Origin of the sequence: Rhizobium indigoferae, assembly GCF_034554815.1 — a bacterium.
GTDB lineage: Bacteria > Pseudomonadota > Alphaproteobacteria > Rhizobiales > Rhizobiaceae > Rhizobium > Rhizobium leguminosarum.
The window spans coordinates 212,146-228,913 of record NZ_CP140638.1 but is presented as its reverse complement, the minus strand read 5'-3'; the positions used below and the strand labels follow the sequence as shown (position 1 = coordinate 228,913).

Genomic DNA, 16,768 nt, shown 5'->3' with positions numbered 1-16,768 from the left:
TGTCAGCCGATGCCGAGCTTCTTGGTGACTTCGCCGACATTGGTCTTGTTGGCGAGCAGTGCCGGAACATAGGTCTCGCGCGGCAGCGTCTGGCCGGCGAGCAGCTTGGCGACATTGCGGATGGCGGTGCGGCCGATTTCTGCCGGCTGCTGGGCGACATCGGCCCCGGCCGGAGAATTCGGATCGGCGATGAGCTGGAGTACCTCAGGGCTGCCGTCGACGCCGTAGGTGCGGATCTCGGTGCGCCCGGCAGCCGCCAAAGCCTGGGTCGCGCCAAGCTGCGGAATGTCCCAGGCCGACCAGATCGCCTTGATCGAACCCTTTTCCGGATATTTGTTGAGGATTGCCGTGATCTGCGTGAAGGCGTCCTGCACGGTGTTCGGGATGACGTCGCGCAGTTCCGGCTGGAGGATTTTCACCTTCGGGAAATATTTGACGACATTGACCAACTGGTCGTAGCGGATCGCGCAGGGGGTTACGCCGTAGAAGCCGTTGAAGACGACGATATTACCTTCGCCGCCGATATCGGAAACGAGCTGCAGCGCCAGGTCCTTGCCGATGCCCCAGTTGTCGGAGGTGGTGTTGTTGATCGAATTGGTCGAACCGACGTCGACGGTCAGAACCGGGATCCCCGCATCGCGTGCCTTCTTCAGCCAGGGATCGATAACGCTGAGCGTGCCGAGGATTTGAACGATCGCATCCGGCTTCTGGGCAATCAGCGTCTGCAATTGCGAGACCAGCTTGCCGTCGTTGCGTCCGGCATCGACGGCGATCGGCTCGCCACCGAGGCGCTTTACCTCCTCGATCTGGGCATTATAAGCCTGCAGGTCGAAGAAGTGGTCGGTGCCGGTTGCGCTGATGGCGATGCGCTTGCCTTTCAGTGACAGCTCTTCGGCTGCAAAAACTGGCTGCTGCCCGACCAGCGCAGCACCGGCGACGACGGCCCCGACCGCGGCAGACAGTTTCAACAGATCTCGTCTTCCGAGACCGCTTCCGGACTTTTCGATGCTCATTACCATTCTCTCCAATTCAGTTATGTCTATAAATTAAGTAGACTACTGAGAATGGGGAGAAAGGAATTTCCAAAATGACGCGCTCCGATGAAAAGAGTGGGCGGAGCGAACGCTCATTTCTGGCTGCGGTTTCCCGCGAGCGGGCCAATCAAGAAGAAGCATGCATTGCATAATTCTTGCGCATGCGACCAAATTTGCCGAGGGTCAGCTCCTGCTAGGTCGTGGTGCGGTGTGGCGCGACAGCAGGCGTAAAATCAGGATTTAACGAGCACCGTCGGGTTTTATGCTGCGACGTTGATATCCAGCGCGAAGCCTCGCTCCACTTGGCGCGCAACTTGCCTCTCCCCTGTTAGGGAGAATGAAACAATGCCCGATATCGACCCGCAGATTTTCTCAATAAGCCGGCCATCTCTGGGAGGCTACAAGGCCTTCGTTCAACGCGACATGATCGTCGAGACCTATCGCAGCGCCGCGGGGCAAATGATTTCGAGGGGCTCCCTTCATAGAATTTCGATCAACCGCACGGCGCACGGCAAATATGCCTATCGTTTTGGAAGCGGGGCATTCCGCAAAGTTGAGAGGCCGCCGTTCACCCTGGGATTTCAACCGGCCGCCACCGTCCTTGAAGTCGATGGCGATGCGGCGGATTATATCTCGATCTTCCAGTCACCTGCGCTCTACAGCAGCATCGGCGGCTCTCGCTTCGATCCCGAGCATTGGGATAGTGATGCGCTGAGCGCGACGACTGATCCGACAACGCTGCAGGTCGCGCTCTCCCTTGCGTTTGCCGCCGAGAAGACCGGGCGCGACGACCCGCTTTTGATGCAGCATCTTGGGATGGCGCTCGCCTGCTGCGTTGTAAAGCTACTGGGCGCCAAACCTGAAGTCGGCGATCGTCCGCTGACATCGGACAATCTCAGACGTGTGATCGATTACATCGAGAACCTGCTTGGCAAATCCGATCTGAGTGTGGAGGAGCTGGCCGGGGTGGCCCATATGAGCCCCTTTCACTTCAGCAGGGAATTCAAACGGGCGGCCGGCATGGCACCGCATCGCTTCGTTCTCGAACGCAGGATCGAGCGGGCGCGACTTTACCTCGCCGATGGCAAGGAGACGCTCGCAAACATCGCTTATGCCACAGGCTTTTCCAGCCAGGCGCATTTCTCCAGCGTTTTCCGCCGGCTGATGGGGGCGACCCCGAAGGAATACCAGCGTTCGGTCCGTCTTTGAGCTAGCACCCGCCGATGGCAAATCAGCAATTTTGCGAAAGATAACCGCACGAATTTGAAATCTCTTGAGGCTGCGGTCTGCGAGGCTTTTCCGATCAGGAGGCCCCATATGACCGCTTTTGCGCAAACCAATCCGATTACCGACATCTGCTTTTTGGTCGAGGATATCGACAAAGCATCGTCCTTCTATGTCGAGCGGCTTGGCTTCAAACCTCGCCGCCGGGCTCCGGGCTTTGCCGATTTCAAAGGGGCGGGCGTGACGCTGGCGCTGTGGGAGATCGAACATATCGCCGAGAATACCGGCGTCTCCAGCCGCCGCGCCCCTCCAGGTGCGCACAAGGCCTGCGCTGCCATTGAGCTCGCCTCGCCAGAGCAGGTCGATGCCGCCTATGCGGAGCTGAAAGCTGCGGGCGTGCTCTTCCACGCGCCGCCGCAGGACTATGTCTGGAACGCGCGATGCGTCTATTTCGCCGATCCTGACGACAATCTCTGGGAAATCTATGCGTGGTCCGCAGGCGGCCCGATCGGTGACATCGACCCGCAATAGCAAGCGCAATCGGCCGGGCGTCCAACAATCCAACAAGGGGAAAGGCAACGAAAATGAACGGGGATGACAAACAAATCGTGGTCGGCAGGCGTACCGTCCTGAAGGGCGGAGCCTTTGCCCTTGCTGCAGCGACGGCAGGGATTAGCGTGTTCGTGCCGCGTCAATCGAATGCCGCCGCATCCAAGGTCGTCATCAAATATGACTGGCTGATGAGCAACGGACAGATCGGCGATATCGTCGCAGTCAAGCAAGGCCTGTTCGAGTCCGAGGGTCTCGACGTCGAGTTTTCCCCAGGCGGTCCCAATTCGGCAACGGTGCCGCCTGTGATCACGGGTGATGCGCAGCTCGGCCAATTCTCGGATTCGGCCCAGCTTCTTCTTGCCAGGTCATCCGGCGTGCCGATCAAGATCTTCGCCTGCGGTTTCCGCATGGCGCCTTTCGCCTTCTATTCGCTGCCCAAGGCGCCGATCCGCACCGTCAAGGATATGGTCGGCAAGCGCATCGGCATCCAGCCGACGGCCCGCTATGTCCTTGATGCCATTCTGCTGAAGAACAATATCGATCCCTCGAGCCTGACCATCACCAATATCGGCTTCGACATGACGCCGCTGATGACCGGCCAGGTCGATGCCGTGACCGGATGGATCACCAACACGCAGGCCCTTTCCATCATCGGCCCGGATCGCATCGATCTGATGATGAAGGACACGGGCCTGCCCTCCTACGCCAACGTCTATTTTGCCACCGACGATGCCGTGACCGGCCATGCCGAGACACTGGCAAAGGTGCTGCGTGCCGTCGCCAAGGGCTGGGCCTGGACGCATGAACATCCTGAAGAGGCAGTCAAATTGACGGTGGAGGCCTATCCGCAGCTCGATCTTGCCGTGGAGCTGCAGACGGTGCCGCGCATCCTGTCGCTGAGCTTCGATGCGACAACAGGCAAGGATGGCTGGGGCAGCTTCGATCCGGCCGCTCTTGCCGAGCAGATTTCCGTCTACGACAAGATCGGCCAATTCAAGAGCGGCGCGCCGAAGCTGGAGGATTGCTATACGACTGAAATACTCGACATGACGGCGGGCGACCGTCCGAAGATTGCGTGAGAGCGAATTTGCCTGAAGCAGCGGCCATCGAAACCAGGGATTTGGCTATCGGCTATGCCGGCGCTGTCGAGACGACCCGCATTCTGTCCGGCGTCGACCTCAGCGTCGGCAGGGATGAGTTTCTGACCATTCTCGGTCCTTCCGGCTGCGGCAAGTCGACCTTGCTGCGTGCGGTGGCGGATCTTCTTCCGCCGCTTGACGGGCGGCTGTCGGTGCTCGGCCGGACAGCGTCGGAGGCGCGCCGGAGGCGCGAGGTCGCCTTCGTCTTTCAGGATGCAACGCTCTTGCCCTGGCGGACCGTGAGGGAGAATGTCGCGCTGCCGCTGCAGGTGGGGAAGAAGAGCGTCTCGCGATCGGTCGACCCGCGACCCGACCATTGGATCGAACTGGTCGGCCTGTCGCATCTGGCCGACCGCTATCCGCATCAACTGTCCGGGGGCCAGCGCCAGCGTGTCGCTATTGCGCGCGCGCTTCAATGCGAGCCGGATATCCTGCTCATGGACGAACCTTTCGGTGCGCTCGACGAGATCACGCGCGAACGACTGAACGACGAGCTTCTAGACGTCTGGCGCCGAACCGGCACGACCATCCTGTTCGTGACCCACAGCGTCATCGAGGCGATCTATCTCGGCGGACGTGTGCTGGTCCTGGCGGCCAATCCGGGCCGTGTTCAGGCACTGATCGACCTTACGCCGCTGAAAGACGAGCGTGGACTCTGTCGGCGCGAGAGCCTTGATGTCCAGGAGACCGCAGCCCATCTGCGCCAATTGCTGCAGCAGGGGAGTTCAGCTGCATGAGGCACCGTCCGTTGTCATTCACCGAGGCGATCGGCCTTCCTGTTATCGGCGCTCTTTCGCTGCTCCTTGCCTGGCAATGGCTGGTGCCGGCGCTCGGTATTCCCGGTTATATCGTTCCAACGCCGCTGGCGATCCTGCGCACGCTTGGCATCGAATGGCGCTTCCTTTTGTCGAATGCGATCCCGACATGGGGCGAGGCGGGCCTCGGCTTCCTCCTGGGCAATAGTCTCGCCGTGATCCTGGCGGTTGCCTTTGTCTATAATCCGCGCTTCCAGGCCGCCTATTTTCCCGTTGTCCTGCTCTTCAACACCATCCCGGTGCTGGCGCTCGCACCGATCATCATCCTGATCTTCGGCCTCGGCATGCTGCCAAAGGTCATCATCGCCGCTCTCATCTGCTTCTTCCCAACCCTGGTGAACACCGCCCGGGGCCTCAATCTGGCGACTGCGAGCGAGCTTGACCTGATGCATGTGCTTTCGGCGAGCGGGTGGGAGACGTTCTGGCGCCTGCGCGCCCCCCGGTCCGCCCCCTTGCTCTTTGCGTCGCTGCGCATTTCGGCAACCACTTGCGTGATCGGCGCGATTGTCGGAGAGTGGATCGGTTCGAACCAGGGGCTGGGTGCTGTCATCATCCAGTCGACATTCAACTATCAGGCGGAAAGGCTTTTTGCCGCCGTCGTGCTCGCCTCTTTCTCCGGCATCGTCTTTTTTGCCGCTGTTGCCCAGATCGAGCGGATTTTCCGTCGGCTGCATCAGGGGCAAAGCTGAAACCTCGGCACGAACGAACGCCGCCTGGGCAAACTGGAGGCGGCCGAAACGCTAACGCTTTCAAGGATATGGCAAGGCCTCCCGCTGTTTTCTGCAGGAGGCCTTGCGCCTTGCTACTCGTCCATCGTCTCCCGGATGTCGGAGAGATCGATGCCGTGAGTGTCGAACCACCAGTCGGGACTCATCTCGGGATGCCGATCACGCAGACGCAGATATTTGGCGCGCAGCCGCTTCTGGCGCTCGACCTCTTCTGTGAAGAAGGGATGATCAAGCGTGCCGCCGATCTTGTGGATGCGACGGAGCAGTTTTCGCAAGACGTATCCCTGCTCCTTGTTGCCCGGCCGGTAGCCGCTCTCCACGATTGTCATCACCGTCTCGCACAGTGTCCCGAGCGCGTCGTCTTGCGGCGTGCCGTTGACAATCATGTCGAGACGCTCGAGGCCGAAGCCGACGTCGATGCAGCTTCCAAGCGGATTGACGATGTTTCCGATCTCGACGCCATCCTTGTAGAACTCGGTGCAGTATCCGCTGATGCTGCCATCGCTCCACATGCATTCCGGATCCGGCACGATGGGCACACGCCCGCCATAGAGCGGTGCCCATTCCACCAGGCGGGCGGGGTGGATCGTCACAAGATCCGGCACGAGCCCCAGCGTTCCCAGAAACTCGAGCCAGAAATCGATGGCGCTGCCGACGGTCATTTCCCTGAAGGAGAAAAGGCCGAGCATTGTGAAATGGAGAAGATGAGTTCCGTCGCCGACCTCGTCGAGGTCGCCCATGCGCAGGCAGGCCTGGCTGTTTGCGACGGTTCCACTATGGGAGGGATCTGAGAAGAGGGGCTTGTACTGCTGCATTCCAGCGCTGCAGAAGAGCGTGGTATCGTCATGCGGCCGTACGGATTCGATGCGTATGAAATCAATGCCCTTGGACAGGCAGAAGTCTTGATATTGCTGGATCAGGCGTCCCGCGGTGACATAGGCAACCTCCTTCGCTGTTCGTGGCTTCGAAAAATATAGAGGTCTCCGGCGCGCAGGGCAATCCGCTGCCATCGGAGATAAGTCGGATCGGCGCTATTGATCATTGTCTCACTTGAGACTAAATATAACCTCAAGTGAAAAGGGCCATGATCATGATGGGATTTGCAGACATCGCCGATGTTCTCGGATTGCCCGCCAGGGAGCCGGCGTCGCGTTCGGCCTTCGGCCTGCTCTCAAGCATCGAGGAAGGTTTGCCGGTCAAGGCGCTTGATCGCATGGCGCTGCTTCTGGCGCCTGATGATACCCAGTTCAAATACCGGCTCGTTCCGAAGGCCACCTATGAGCGGCGCAAGTCCAAGCATCGGCTCTCTTCCGACGAGGGCATAAAGCTCGCGCGTCTGGCGCGCGTCTGGGGATCGGCGCTCGATGTCTGGCAGACCGAGACCGAGGCACGTGATTTCCTGTTTCGTCCGCATGCGATGCTCGAGGACAGGCGGCCGATCGACGTGGTCATCCAGAGCGAGATCGGCGGCGAGCTCGTGCTCGACATCCTCGGAAGCCTGAAATACGGCAGCGCTGCGTGAGCGCACAGCATCTCGACCGTACGCTGACATCCGTCCGCATCGGAGATCCCAGTGGAACCTATCCGATCTTCGACGCCACCGGCTCGACCATCGCGCCAGGGCGGTGGAACACTTCGGGCAGCCCGATCATCTACACGAGCGAACACTATTCGACCGCGCTGCTCGAAAAGCTCGTCCATGGCAGCGGGAGGCTGCCGCCCAACCAGCACTATGTCACGATCACCCTGCCGCGGGGGCTAAGCTACGAGGTCTTCTCCGAGCCCGCGCTGCCCGGCTGGGACAGCATGCCGGCAAACGTCAGCAAGGCTTTCGGCGAACGGTGGCGCCAGGAAAAGCGCAGCGCCATCCTGCTGGTCCCGAGTGTCGTCGCCCGCGTCGACCGCAATATATTGATCAACCCGGCCCACCCGGAATCCCGATCGATCACGGCGAGCCTCCACCAACCGGTCTTCTGGGATCGCCGTTTGTTCGGCATGTGATGGGGTTGGCCTTCGAGCTGCTGCGCATCCAGTCCGGAATGGAGTCGGTCGCGACCCATCTGTCACATCTCCCAATCCGAAATGTGAGCTATTTAATTCCTCCAGAGTTCGTTGCGTGATTAATTCTTCGTTTGCGCTCTCGAGATGATTAGGAATAACATTGAAATAATTCCTACCAATATCAAAGATCCCACAAAATTTACGAAGTACAATACGGAGATTTTATAAATCTTTCCACCGAAAAACAACTCAAGAACGTAACATAGAAATCGAGCATGCGCTAAAAATAGGAAAATTAAGCGTAATTAGAAAATATATAAGGTAAATTATCACAACACAATAAAGACTTGCAATTATGCTTTTAACACTCATTCCCTCGATAGGCATTAATGGTTGGTCGCCGCGAAGCTTCTTCTCAAGGATATATGTTGCTACAAAACATATTGGTGTGAGGAATTGCCCCGCAGCTAGGACGATGCGTAGATCGTATCTTGACAAAAACATCAGCGAACTTGCAGCAATGATTCCTAACGGAAATAAAAAGGCGGCAACAAAACGCTCTCCAGTCATTTCTCTTCGACGGACAAGAGCTGCGGTAGTCACATAGGCCGACCATATCGTGGCTACGATCGGAACCGGTCGATGACCCAAGCAGGCTAAAAGAAGGCATAAATTCCTCGAGTATACCTATCAATATTTGATCGGCTTAAGGCTTAGGCAGCCATAAGACATTTTATCAACATGGAATGCAATTCGCTCATGCCGGAGGCTGCGACGTGGAGGGATTTCGACGTCAGAAGACTGGTCTATTGCGGTGAGCGTTGCCTCGACTGCTCACGCGTCCGTCTCCCATGGATTTATCACCACTGCGCCGGTGTCGCCGAAATCGCCGACATTGCGAGTGACGACAATCAGATCATGAACGATCGCGGTTGCGGCGATCAGCCCGTCGATATCACCACGCGGCCGGATGGCGGCGATGCGGCCCCATTCGACGGCGATCTCGTCGCTTACCGGCAGGATCCTGTCGCCATGATCATAGCGCAGCTTGCGCAGCCACTCGGTGAGATGGGCCGCGGTCTTCGGATCCGATTTCTGTTTGAGGGCAATGCCGCGCATGATCTCGCCAAGCGTCAACGCGCTCAGGTGGATGGTGAGCGGATCGACGGAGCGCAGCCAGGAGACCGCCTGCGGCGTGCCGCGTCGCGCCTCCGAGACGATGTTGGTGTCGACCAGATACATCAGAAGGCAACGTCGCGGCTTGGAGTCTTGTTGCGTGCTTCGACCGCATCGGCGAACTCATCGTCCCAGGCGGGGCCGCCGAGTAGGTCGTCGACGAGCGTCGGCCTGCCGGCGCGCAGGGCGTCGTAGTCGCGGGCGGACAGAACGACGGCCGTCCGCTCGCCGCGCACGGTAACCACCTGCGGCCCCTCTTGTCGGGCCTTCTGCACTACCTTCGAAAATTGGTTCTTGGCGTCCTGCAGCTGCCATTCCATCGATTCTGCCCCTAGCTAGACTGTCTAGCTATGTACATGCGGAATGCTGGTGCGTCAACGTTGGAGCGTGCCTAACGATTGAGTCCGGTTTCTGCTATTAGGTGTCCTTCTGGAAGCCGCGATCACGGTCTCTGCCGCGGTGAGCGGGCCATCAGCCTAGCGTAGGCGATAGCCGAGAGCATGTTGACGTGGTTGGCCTTGCCGGTGCCGGCGATGTCGAAGGCGGTGCCGTGGTCGACCGAGACGCGGTCGATGGGCAGGCCGAGCGAGACGTTGACTGCCGTGTCGAAGGCGACGAGCTTGATCGGGATATGGCCCTGGTCGTGATACTGGGCGATGACAAGATCGAAGGCGCCGTTATAGGCGCGGGCGAACACCGTATCGGCCGAGATCGGCCCGACGACGTCGATGCCTTTTGCCTGCGCCTGCTCGACGGCGGGCGCCAGGAATTCCATGTCTTCGGTGCCGAACAGGCCGTTTTCGCCGCAATGCGGGTTGAGGCCGGCGACAGCAATGCGCGCCTTGCGGCCGAGCCGCAGGAAATGATTGTGGCCGGCTTCGATGGTGGCGAGCACCCGCTCGGTCTTGGCGCGCTCGATCGCACCCTTCAGCGAGATATGGGTGGAGACGTGGATGGTGTTCAGCCGCTCGGAGGCAAGCAGCATGAAGGAGCTCTTCGAGCCGGTGAGATGCGCGAGAAGCCCGGTGTGGCCGTCATGGTGATGGCCGGCGAGGTTCATCGCCTCCTTGTTGATCGGCGCGGTGACGATGACATCCGCTTGCCCCGACATGGCGAGATCGACGGCGCGGGTGATATAGCGCACCGAGGCATCGCCGGCGACGGGGCTGACCTTGCCAATCTCGGGTAGGGCCGCGCCGAGCGCGACCTCGTCGACGGCGATCCTGTCGTCACTGGGTGCATCGGCGGGCCCGAACCGCAGCCCGGCGCCGGTGACGCGGTCGGCGCGCTCCAGCGCTTCGACATTGCCGACGATGACGAAATCCCGGCGCTCTTCCCTCGGAAGGGCTGCCAAGGCCTTGACGATCACCTCGGGGCCGACGCCGGCCGGATCGCCGAGCGTAACGGCGACTTTCGCATTCCTGTCCATCGATCGAGTCCTTCTAAAAAACCTTACCGCTTAAAACGCAGCCGCGTAAATCGCGCGAATGTCGGCGCGAGAGAGATCTCGCGGATTGTTATCGAGCAGACGGCGAATGGCAAAGGCGTCGTCGGCCATGGCGTCGAGATCGGTTTCCGGCACGCCGAGGCCGGAAAGCTTCATCTCGATGCCGAGTTCGGCGCAGAAAGCGTAAGCCGCATCGAAGACGGAGGTGATGTTTCCGGAGGTTTCACGCCCAAGCGCTTCCATCACCGCTTTGGTTTTCTCAGGCGCGGACGGTGTATTGAAGGCGAGAACATGCGGAAAAATCAGCGCATTGGCCGCGCCATGGGCCACATGCCAGCGCGTGCCGAGGGGATAGGCAAGCGCATGGCCGCCGGCGGTGTTGACCGGGCCGAGGCAGAAACCGCCGTAGAGCGAGGCGAGCGAGAGGCCGGCACGCGCCTCGGCATCGTTGCCGTCCTTGACGGCGCGGGCGAGATATTTGCCGACGAGGCGCGTTCCCTCGATCGCATAGATGTCGACCATCGGATGGGCCTTGCGGTTGGTGAAGGCCTCGACGCAATGGGCCATGGCATCGACGCCGGTTGCCGCCGTCGTGCGGGCAGGGACGCTGAAGGTCAGGGCCGGATCGATGACGGCGATGTCGGCCAACATATGCAGGCTTTCCACCGCAAGCTTTGCCATCGTCGCGGGGTCGGTGACGAGCGCGCGAATGCCGGCCTCGCTGCCGGTGCCCGATGTCGTTGGCACCTGGGCAAGCGTTACCTTGCGCGGCCCATGCACCTTGTTCGGACCGACGACCTCGTGCAGCGTCTGGGTGGAGCCGGCAAGCACTGCCGCAAGTTTTGCCAGATCCATGGCGCTGCCACCGCCGAAGCCGACGATCAGCTCGGCATCGGCGGCGTTTGCCGCCGCCAGGACTTTTTCGAGATTGGCTGTATCCGGTTCGGGCGTCACGTCGGCAAAGACTGTAACCTCGCCCTTCAGCTCCAGCACGTCGATGCGCGAAGCGTTGAAGGCATCGGAGATGACGAGCGTGCGCCGATAGCCCTTTTCATGAGCCCATTTGCCGAGCTTTCCCGCCGTGCCGACGCCGAATTCGATCAGATGCGGCCGAACTATCGTGATTGGCGAATCCAAGCTGGCCATGAACCAGTCCTCCCTGCAAGATCTTGCGGCAATATCCTCGCCCTCTTTAATGTAAAGTTGTAAGATCAATGTCAAGCCAGCATTCCAAAAGGCGGAATTTTTTATCTTTCGATGCGCGATCTGTCGCGCTTCAGGCTAGCGTAGACGTGCAACTATCGATAACAATATCAATGTGTTATAAGAACTGTATCGATGAAAACGGCATTTCAGGCACGGCTGGCCATCATCTTGCGACGGCGGCGAATAATCCGACCCTGTTGTCAATTTCTCCCGTCAGTCAACCCTCAGCCGTTGCCATCCTGCATCTTGCCGCATGCGGTCGGACGCAGGTTTACAATTTTCCGGCTGCCGTTTTGCTCAGGGCAGGGATTGCGGGGCGAGGCTGATATATTTGATGGCGCGCCGGTAATAGGTGTAGGCGATATGGAGCGTGCCGTCGCCGCCCTGGACTATCGAGGGGTAGGAGAATTCACGGTTCAGCGAATCCTTCGAATTGTTGCTCAGGCAGAGCCCGTCGCCGGTATCGAGATCCACGCGATGCGGAAAGCTCTTGCCGCCATCCCTTGATATCGCAAGGCTCAGCGGCGCACGCGGAACACCCCAGACGGCCTTGCGGAGGTTGCCCGCAACAACAGCGGTCACTTCAGCTTCGCCGCCCTCGATTTCGTCATAGAGGGACTGGCGCCGCGCATCCGACATGGCGGCATTCGAATGGTTGTAAACCATTGCGATTGCTCCGTCATTCAGGATTGCGGCCTGGATCGAGGAGTTGTTGTTCGGCAGGTCAGCGGCCTCGGGTGCGCTCCAGGTCTCGCCGCCGTCGGATGATCGGCTGGACAGGATGTTTTCGGCGAAACGATTGCGGTAGAAGGCGATCATCTCGTCGCCGCCAAGCGGCAGGATGTTCATGTGCACGGCGCCGAGACTGTCCGGAATATCCCGCATCTGCCAGCTCGCGCCGCTATCACGCGACATCAGCACGGCTGCCGTATCGGCATCGCCGCTCCAGCGCTGGCCGTTCAGGCCGACGCAGCGGAAGACCGGAAGCAGCCAGTCGCCCCGACCGTTCACGACGATCTGCTGGCGAACGAAGGTGCCAGGGCTGTCGCAGAGGATTTGGACCGGGCCGAAGGTCTGGCCGCCATCGCTTGAAATCCGGCATTTGACAACAGAACCGTCCTGATTTCCGGAAGTCTGCGAGGTATAGAGCAACCATACTTTTCCGTCCGGAGCGTTGAAAATCAACGGGTTCTGTTCGGATTTCTCCGGGTCGTCGCTCATCTTTTCAGGTTCCGACCAGCGCTCGGAGCCAAGTGTCAGCCGCGACATGTAAATCGAAATGTCGCCCATGCCCTCCATCGTGCCGCCGAACCAGACGCAGGTCAGCGTGCCGTCGGGCAGAAAGGCGAGATTTGCGGCATGGTTCTGGATGCAGGGGGAGGGCAGATAGGCCTCCGCGCGACCCTCGACAATGGGGTGCGGGGTGATGGCCCCGGTCATCAGGGCCGGAACGGCTTCCGGAGGCAGGCCGGTGAAACTCATGGCGGATCTCCTCAAGGCAGCTTGGCATAGCTTTCGGCGAGTGCGGCATAGTCGGCATCGCCGAGCGGCATCAGCGGCGCGCGCGTGCGCTTCCACGCGGGATTGCCGGTCTTCAGCCCCACCATCGCCTTGATGGTCGGGATCTGGACGTAGGAATTGGAAAGCGTGCGATAGGCATTGATGCGGGCCTGTGCCGCCTCGACGTCGGCGCCGCGCGCCTCGTCATGGACGTGGTCGTAGACGGTGCGCAACGAATTCGCCACGAGATTGGAGGTTGCGGTGATGCAGCCGGCGCCGCCCGCTTTCAGCAGCGGCAGCAACAGCGGGTCGGCGCCCGCCAGCACCGAAAAACCGGGATAGGCGCAGCTGATCGCCTGCATGTTGTTGAAATCGCCGGCAGATTCCTTGATACCGACGACCGTTTCCGGGAACGCCGCAATCAGCCGTCCGATCAGCGGAATGGACAGCGGCACGCCTGAGACCTGCGGAATATGATAGAGGATGACCTGCAGCCGCGTGTCGGCGACCTTTTCCAGCACCTGCGAATAGGCGGCGAAGAGACCGTCGTCAGAGACGCCCTTGTAGTAGAAGGGCGGCAGCATCACCACCTTGGTGACGCCAAGCGACAGCGCGTGCCGGGTCAGTTCCACGGTCTCGGGAATGGCGACGACGCCCGTGCCTGGCAGAAGCCTGTCAGCAGGAATGCCGGCCTCAAGTGCTGCTTCCAGAATGGCGCGGCGCTCGGCTCCGGAGAAGGAATTGGCCTCGCCCGTGGTTCCGAGCAGCGCCACGCCGTGGCATCCCTCGGCCAGCAACTGCCGGCAATGATCGGTGAATAGTGCGAAATCCGGCCTGTTGTCCGCCGTCAGTGGCGTTGCGGAGGCGCTGAAAACGCCTGTAATCCTGTGATGGCTCATTTCGCCCTCCTCGGCGCGTCCTGTCTGGGGATCCGTGTTCGAACCGGCCGGCTGCGCATTCCAATTGTCATTCGTCTGTCGCGATGGAGTGCAAAGAACTTTTCCATCGCCGCGCTTTTGTCAAGAAGACAAAATGCTGTGATGCAGCTTCGAAAAGTTATCTATCTGTTATAACTTATATATTTTTAGATGAAAATTTTGTTCTGATCGAAATTGCGATTTTTTGTTGACATATTTACAATAACGAGAGAACGATACGGAACGGATTGTGCTGCGCCTGGCAGGTGCAGGGAGAGCGCTGCCGAATTCACTCTGGGAGGAATGCCATGTCTGATCAATCGGATAAAACCAATATATCACGTCGTAACGCGCTGAAGCTCGGCCTTGCAGCCAGCGTCGGCCTCACCGTATTCGGGATGAATGCCCGCATCGTTATGGCCGATGAAGGCCAGGTCCTGAAGGTCGCAAATCCGGCCTTCGACCAGGACTGGTCGCCGCTGCGCGGCGGCGGCAGGACGTTCCGCTGGAATTCGATCTGGTGGGCATCGCCGATGTATTTCGACAGCCAAGGCAATATCAAGCCCTACGTCTTCACCAGTTGGGAATCGGCCGACAACACTGTCTGGACCTTCAAGCTCGACCCGAAGGCTGTCTTCTCCGACGGCAGCAAGATCACCTCGGCCGATGTCAAGGGGTCGTGGGAAGTCTCCTCGATGCCGAACACCAAGAACCAGCGCGCCGACCAGGTGCTGAGCAGGGTCAAGGGTTACGCCGAAATCGCCGCCGGCTCCGGCAACGAGCTCACAGGTGTCGCGACACCCGACGAGGGAACGGTCGTCGTGACGCTGGCTGCTGCAGACCCGATCTTCTTCATGCGCCTTGCAAACCACATCGCGCCGATCACCAAGGCGTCCCAGTCGCGCGGCAGCGACGGCGAGGAGATCACCGACTGGTACAAGCCTGACAGTAAGCCGGTCTTCTCCGGACCCTTCAAGTTGACGAGCCTCGATATCGATGCCGGCAAGCTTTCTTTCGAGCCGAATGAGAACTTCTTCGGACCGAAGCCAAAGCTTGCCCGTATTGATATCACCTCGATCGAGGACAATGTCACCGCGACCTCGCTCATCAAGTCGGGCGAGTTCAACGCCCATACCGAACTGATCACCTCGACCATCATTCAGGATCTCGGCCCGGAATTTTCCGCCGGCCCGCTGATCCCGACCAGCCAGCACTTCTGGTTCAATATCTCTCGTGCGCCGATGGACGATCCGAAGGTTCGCCAGGCACTGATCATGGCCGTCGATCGCGATGGCCTGTTCAAGGCTTCCTATCCCGACGGGCCGCATAAGAAGGCCGATCAGATCCTCAACTCGGTTCCTGGTGCGGAGAATTCCGGCTTCGAGCCTTATCCCTATGATCCGGCGGCTGCCAAGAAACTGCTTGCGGAATCGACCTACGGCGGTCCGGAGCGTCTGCCGAAGATCCTCTTCGTCGGCATCTCGGGGCCAGCCATTCAGGCTGCCGCCCAGTTCATTGCCGAGCAGTGGCGCCAGAATCTCGGCATCACTGCCGTCGACATGAAGCCGCAGCAAGACTCCTATGCCGGTCCGGATCAGAACTCGGTCCAGATCTTCCGCGACGACGTCGGCACACGCGTGCCGGATGCCGTCTCCTATCTGGCAGGCAGCATCGCCTCGACCTCGTCGAACGCCCAGAACAAGCTCGGCGGATACAAGAACGACAAGGTCGACAGTGCCCTTGCCGAAGCGACGACCAAGGCTGCGGATGATCCGCAGCGCATTGCTCTCGCGCAGGAAGCTCAGAAGGCGTTCCGCGAGGATTGGGCCTTCATTCCATGGTATTCTCAGGCGATGTCGCGCTGGGCCACCAAGGACGTCAAGGGCCTGGAAAAGAACCTTGACTGGCAGGTCGTCGAACCCTGGAATATTTCCATCGGTTGATCGGCGGAAACCGTCCCTGTCGGCGATAAACCGCGCGAAGGCCGCAAGGCCTTCGCGCAAGTTTCAAGAAGAAGAGATGCGATCGCAGCCAAAAGCGGGAACGCATCGAACAACAGGTGGGAGGTGGCCTTGCTGCGCTACGTGCTAACCCGATTTGCCATCTGGATTCCGTCCGTTCTCGTGGTGATGCTGGCGGTTTACGCGCTGGCCTTCTATGGCGCCGGCGATCCGATCAAGCTGATCTTCCTGCGCGCGCCGGGCGACGTTGCCTATAATCCGCAGCGCATCGAAGCCATTCGCGAAAGTGCCGGCCTCAACAAACCCTTCATCGTCCAGTTCGGCCTTTACATCTGGAACCTGCTACACGGCCAATTCGGCAACTCGCTGACATCGGGCCGTTCCGTCTGGGCTATGGTCTCGGCTGCCGCACCCGTCTCCTTCCAGCTTGCCCTCTGTTCCATCATCCTGACCGCCGTCGTCGCGATCCCGCTCGGCATGATCGCCGCGCTGAACCAGAATTCGCGCATCGACTATGCCATTTTAGGCTCCGCACTCTTCCTCTGGGCGATCCCGGCCTATGTCGCCGGTCCGCTGCTGATGGTCGGCCTCATCGTGCTGCTGCCGGGTGCGAGCGTGCCCTACGGCTGGGGCGGCATCCTCGATGTCCGTATCCTGCTGCCGCTGCTCGTCCTTTCCTTCCAGCCGATCGCGTTGATCGTTCGCCAGACGCGTGCCGCCGTCATCGAGGTGCTGTCGGAGGATTTCGTCCGGACCGCCCGCGCCAAGGGCGTGCCCGAGATCATCGTAGCGTTGCGCCATATCCTGCGGCCGGTGCTGACGCCTGTCGTCACGCAGCTCGGCCTGATCATGATCACCATCGTCAACGGCGCAATCTTCGTCGAACTCGTCTTCGGCCTGCCGGGCCTCGGCCGGTTGACGGTGCAGGCGCTGATCAATTCCGATTATCCCGTCATTCTGGCGATCACGCTGATCGGATCGTTCCTGGTGATGGTCTCGAACCTCCTGGTGGATGTGCTCTATCCGCTGCTCGATCCACGCGCCAATGATTCAAGAAGGAGCCGCTGA

The 16,768-nt window shown here is 60.0% G+C and carries 17 protein-coding genes; 9 read left to right on the top strand and 8 right to left on the bottom strand.

Annotated elements, in window-relative coordinates; translation table 11 throughout:
* Positions 1-2 precede the first annotated feature (2 nt).
* The gene (locus U5G49_RS33635) at positions 3-1,013 is read right to left on the bottom strand and encodes a sugar ABC transporter substrate-binding protein (protein ID WP_193445845.1); all 1,011 of its coding nucleotides are present in this window, start codon (positions 1,011-1,013) and stop codon (positions 3-5) included.
* A 366-nt stretch (positions 1,014-1,379) separates the two neighbouring features.
* On the opposite strand from U5G49_RS33635, the gene U5G49_RS33630 reads away from it, so the two are divergent.
* The 5 genes from U5G49_RS33630 to U5G49_RS33610 all read left to right on the top strand — a co-directional run bounded on the left by U5G49_RS33630 (position 1,380) and on the right by U5G49_RS33610 (position 5,453).
* Positions 1,380-2,243 (top strand): helix-turn-helix transcriptional regulator, encoded by an 864-nt coding sequence (locus U5G49_RS33630; RefSeq protein WP_193445846.1) that lies wholly within the window; start codon positions 1,380-1,382, stop codon positions 2,241-2,243.
* A 108-nt stretch (positions 2,244-2,351) separates the two neighbouring features.
* Positions 2,352-2,789: a VOC family protein gene (locus tag U5G49_RS33625; protein WP_131647722.1), complete on the top strand. Its 438-nt coding sequence runs from the start codon at positions 2,352-2,354 to the stop codon at positions 2,787-2,789.
* A 53-nt stretch (positions 2,790-2,842) separates the two neighbouring features.
* Positions 2,843-3,889 (top strand): ABC transporter substrate-binding protein, encoded by a 1,047-nt coding sequence (locus tag U5G49_RS33620; RefSeq protein ID WP_193445847.1) that lies wholly within the window; start codon positions 2,843-2,845, stop codon positions 3,887-3,889.
* 8 nt (positions 3,890-3,897) lie between these two features.
* Positions 3,898-4,686 carry an ABC transporter ATP-binding protein gene (locus U5G49_RS33615; RefSeq protein WP_193445848.1) on the top strand — a complete coding sequence of 263 codons (789 nt, stop codon included), beginning with the start codon at positions 3,898-3,900 and terminating at the stop codon, positions 4,684-4,686.
* A complete protein-coding gene (locus U5G49_RS33610) occupies positions 4,683-5,453 on the top strand; it encodes an ABC transporter permease (RefSeq protein WP_182564076.1) in 771 nt (256 codons plus the stop codon). The genes U5G49_RS33615 and U5G49_RS33610 overlap by 4 nt, the downstream gene beginning before the upstream one ends.
* Positions 5,454-5,566: 113 nt before the next feature.
* Here U5G49_RS33610 and U5G49_RS33605 read toward each other — a convergent pair whose 3' ends face one another.
* Positions 5,567-6,502 carry an alanine--tRNA ligase-related protein gene (locus U5G49_RS33605; RefSeq protein WP_193445849.1) on the bottom strand — a complete coding sequence of 312 codons (936 nt, stop codon included), beginning with the start codon at positions 6,500-6,502 and terminating at the stop codon, positions 5,567-5,569.
* Positions 6,503-6,582: 80 nt separating this feature from the next.
* Here U5G49_RS33605 and U5G49_RS33600 point away from each other — a divergent pair, with 80 nt between their 5' ends.
* Together U5G49_RS33600 and U5G49_RS33595 are read left to right on the top strand one after the other, a co-directional pair.
* Positions 6,583-7,014 (top strand): antitoxin Xre-like helix-turn-helix domain-containing protein, encoded by a 432-nt coding sequence (locus tag U5G49_RS33600; RefSeq protein WP_193445850.1) that lies wholly within the window; start codon positions 6,583-6,585, stop codon positions 7,012-7,014.
* A complete protein-coding gene (locus U5G49_RS33595; RefSeq protein ID WP_182564078.1) occupies positions 7,011-7,493 on the top strand; it encodes an RES family NAD+ phosphorylase in 483 nt (160 codons plus the stop codon). The genes U5G49_RS33600 and U5G49_RS33595 overlap by 4 nt, the downstream gene beginning before the upstream one ends.
* Positions 7,494-8,327: 834 nt before the next feature.
* On the opposite strand, the gene U5G49_RS33590 is transcribed toward U5G49_RS33595, so the two are convergent.
* The 6 genes from U5G49_RS33590 to U5G49_RS33565 all read right to left on the bottom strand — a co-directional run bounded on the left by U5G49_RS33590 (position 8,328) and on the right by U5G49_RS33565 (position 13,721).
* Positions 8,328-8,735, bottom strand: coding sequence for a type II toxin-antitoxin system VapC family toxin (locus U5G49_RS33590; protein ID WP_193445851.1), 408 nt, complete (start codon positions 8,733-8,735; stop codon positions 8,328-8,330).
* Positions 8,735-8,989, bottom strand: a complete 255-nt coding sequence (locus U5G49_RS33585) for a type II toxin-antitoxin system Phd/YefM family antitoxin (RefSeq protein WP_011649626.1) — start codon at positions 8,987-8,989, stop codon at positions 8,735-8,737. Before U5G49_RS33585 ends, U5G49_RS33590 begins: the two co-directional genes overlap by 1 nt.
* 122 nt (positions 8,990-9,111) lie before the next feature.
* Positions 9,112-10,098: a 4-hydroxythreonine-4-phosphate dehydrogenase PdxA gene (pdxA, locus tag U5G49_RS33580; protein ID WP_193445852.1), complete on the bottom strand. Its 987-nt coding sequence runs from the start codon at positions 10,096-10,098 to the stop codon at positions 9,112-9,114.
* A gap of 30 nt (positions 10,099-10,128) precedes the next feature.
* A complete protein-coding gene (locus tag U5G49_RS33575) occupies positions 10,129-11,262 on the bottom strand; it encodes an iron-containing alcohol dehydrogenase (protein ID WP_193445853.1) in 1,134 nt (377 codons plus the stop codon).
* Between the two features lie 357 nt (positions 11,263-11,619).
* Positions 11,620-12,804: a sialidase family protein gene (locus tag U5G49_RS33570; RefSeq protein ID WP_193445854.1), complete on the bottom strand. Its 1,185-nt coding sequence runs from the start codon at positions 12,802-12,804 to the stop codon at positions 11,620-11,622.
* Positions 12,805-12,815: 11 nt separating this feature from the next.
* Positions 12,816-13,721, bottom strand: coding sequence for a dihydrodipicolinate synthase family protein (locus U5G49_RS33565; protein ID WP_193445855.1), 906 nt, complete (start codon positions 13,719-13,721; stop codon positions 12,816-12,818).
* Positions 13,722-14,047: 326 nt separating this feature from the next.
* On the opposite strand from U5G49_RS33565, the gene U5G49_RS33560 reads away from it, so the two are divergent.
* Positions 14,048-15,682: an ABC transporter substrate-binding protein gene (locus U5G49_RS33560; RefSeq protein WP_193445856.1), complete on the top strand. Its 1,635-nt coding sequence runs from the start codon at positions 14,048-14,050 to the stop codon at positions 15,680-15,682.
* Positions 15,683-15,811: 129 nt separating this feature from the next.
* Positions 15,812-16,768 carry an ABC transporter permease gene (locus tag U5G49_RS33555; protein ID WP_003552254.1) on the top strand — a complete coding sequence of 319 codons (957 nt, stop codon included), beginning with the start codon at positions 15,812-15,814 and terminating at the stop codon, positions 16,766-16,768.

Bases quoted from the DNA above. Each gene is read 5' to 3' on its own strand.
- U5G49_RS33635 (WP_193445845.1), bottom strand. From the start codon at position 1,013: ATGAGCATCGAAAAGTCCGGAAGCGGTCTCGGAAGACGAGATCTGTTG.
- U5G49_RS33630 (WP_193445846.1), top strand. From the start codon at position 1,380: ATGCCCGATATCGACCCGCAGATTTTCTCAATAAGCCGGCCATCTCTG.
- U5G49_RS33625 (WP_131647722.1), top strand. From the start codon at position 2,352: ATGACCGCTTTTGCGCAAACCAATCCGATTACCGACATCTGCTTTTTG.
- U5G49_RS33620 (WP_193445847.1), top strand. From the start codon at position 2,843: ATGAACGGGGATGACAAACAAATCGTGGTCGGCAGGCGTACCGTCCTG.
- U5G49_RS33610 (WP_182564076.1), top strand. From the start codon at position 4,683: ATGAGGCACCGTCCGTTGTCATTCACCGAGGCGATCGGCCTTCCTGTT.
- U5G49_RS33605 (WP_193445849.1), bottom strand. From the start codon at position 6,502: ATGGCAGCGGATTGCCCTGCGCGCCGGAGACCTCTATATTTTTCGAAG.
- U5G49_RS33600 (WP_193445850.1), top strand. From the start codon at position 6,583: ATGATGGGATTTGCAGACATCGCCGATGTTCTCGGATTGCCCGCCAGG.
- U5G49_RS33590 (WP_193445851.1), bottom strand. From the start codon at position 8,735: ATGTATCTGGTCGACACCAACATCGTCTCGGAGGCGCGACGCGGCACG.
- U5G49_RS33585 (WP_011649626.1), bottom strand. From the start codon at position 8,989: ATGGAATGGCAGCTGCAGGACGCCAAGAACCAATTTTCGAAGGTAGTG.
- pdxA (WP_193445852.1), bottom strand. From the start codon at position 10,098: ATGGACAGGAATGCGAAAGTCGCCGTTACGCTCGGCGATCCGGCCGGC.
- U5G49_RS33575 (WP_193445853.1), bottom strand. From the start codon at position 11,262: ATGGCCAGCTTGGATTCGCCAATCACGATAGTTCGGCCGCATCTGATC.
- U5G49_RS33570 (WP_193445854.1), bottom strand. From the start codon at position 12,804: ATGAGTTTCACCGGCCTGCCTCCGGAAGCCGTTCCGGCCCTGATGACC.
- U5G49_RS33565 (WP_193445855.1), bottom strand. From the start codon at position 13,721: ATGAGCCATCACAGGATTACAGGCGTTTTCAGCGCCTCCGCAACGCCA.
- U5G49_RS33560 (WP_193445856.1), top strand. From the start codon at position 14,048: ATGTCTGATCAATCGGATAAAACCAATATATCACGTCGTAACGCGCTG.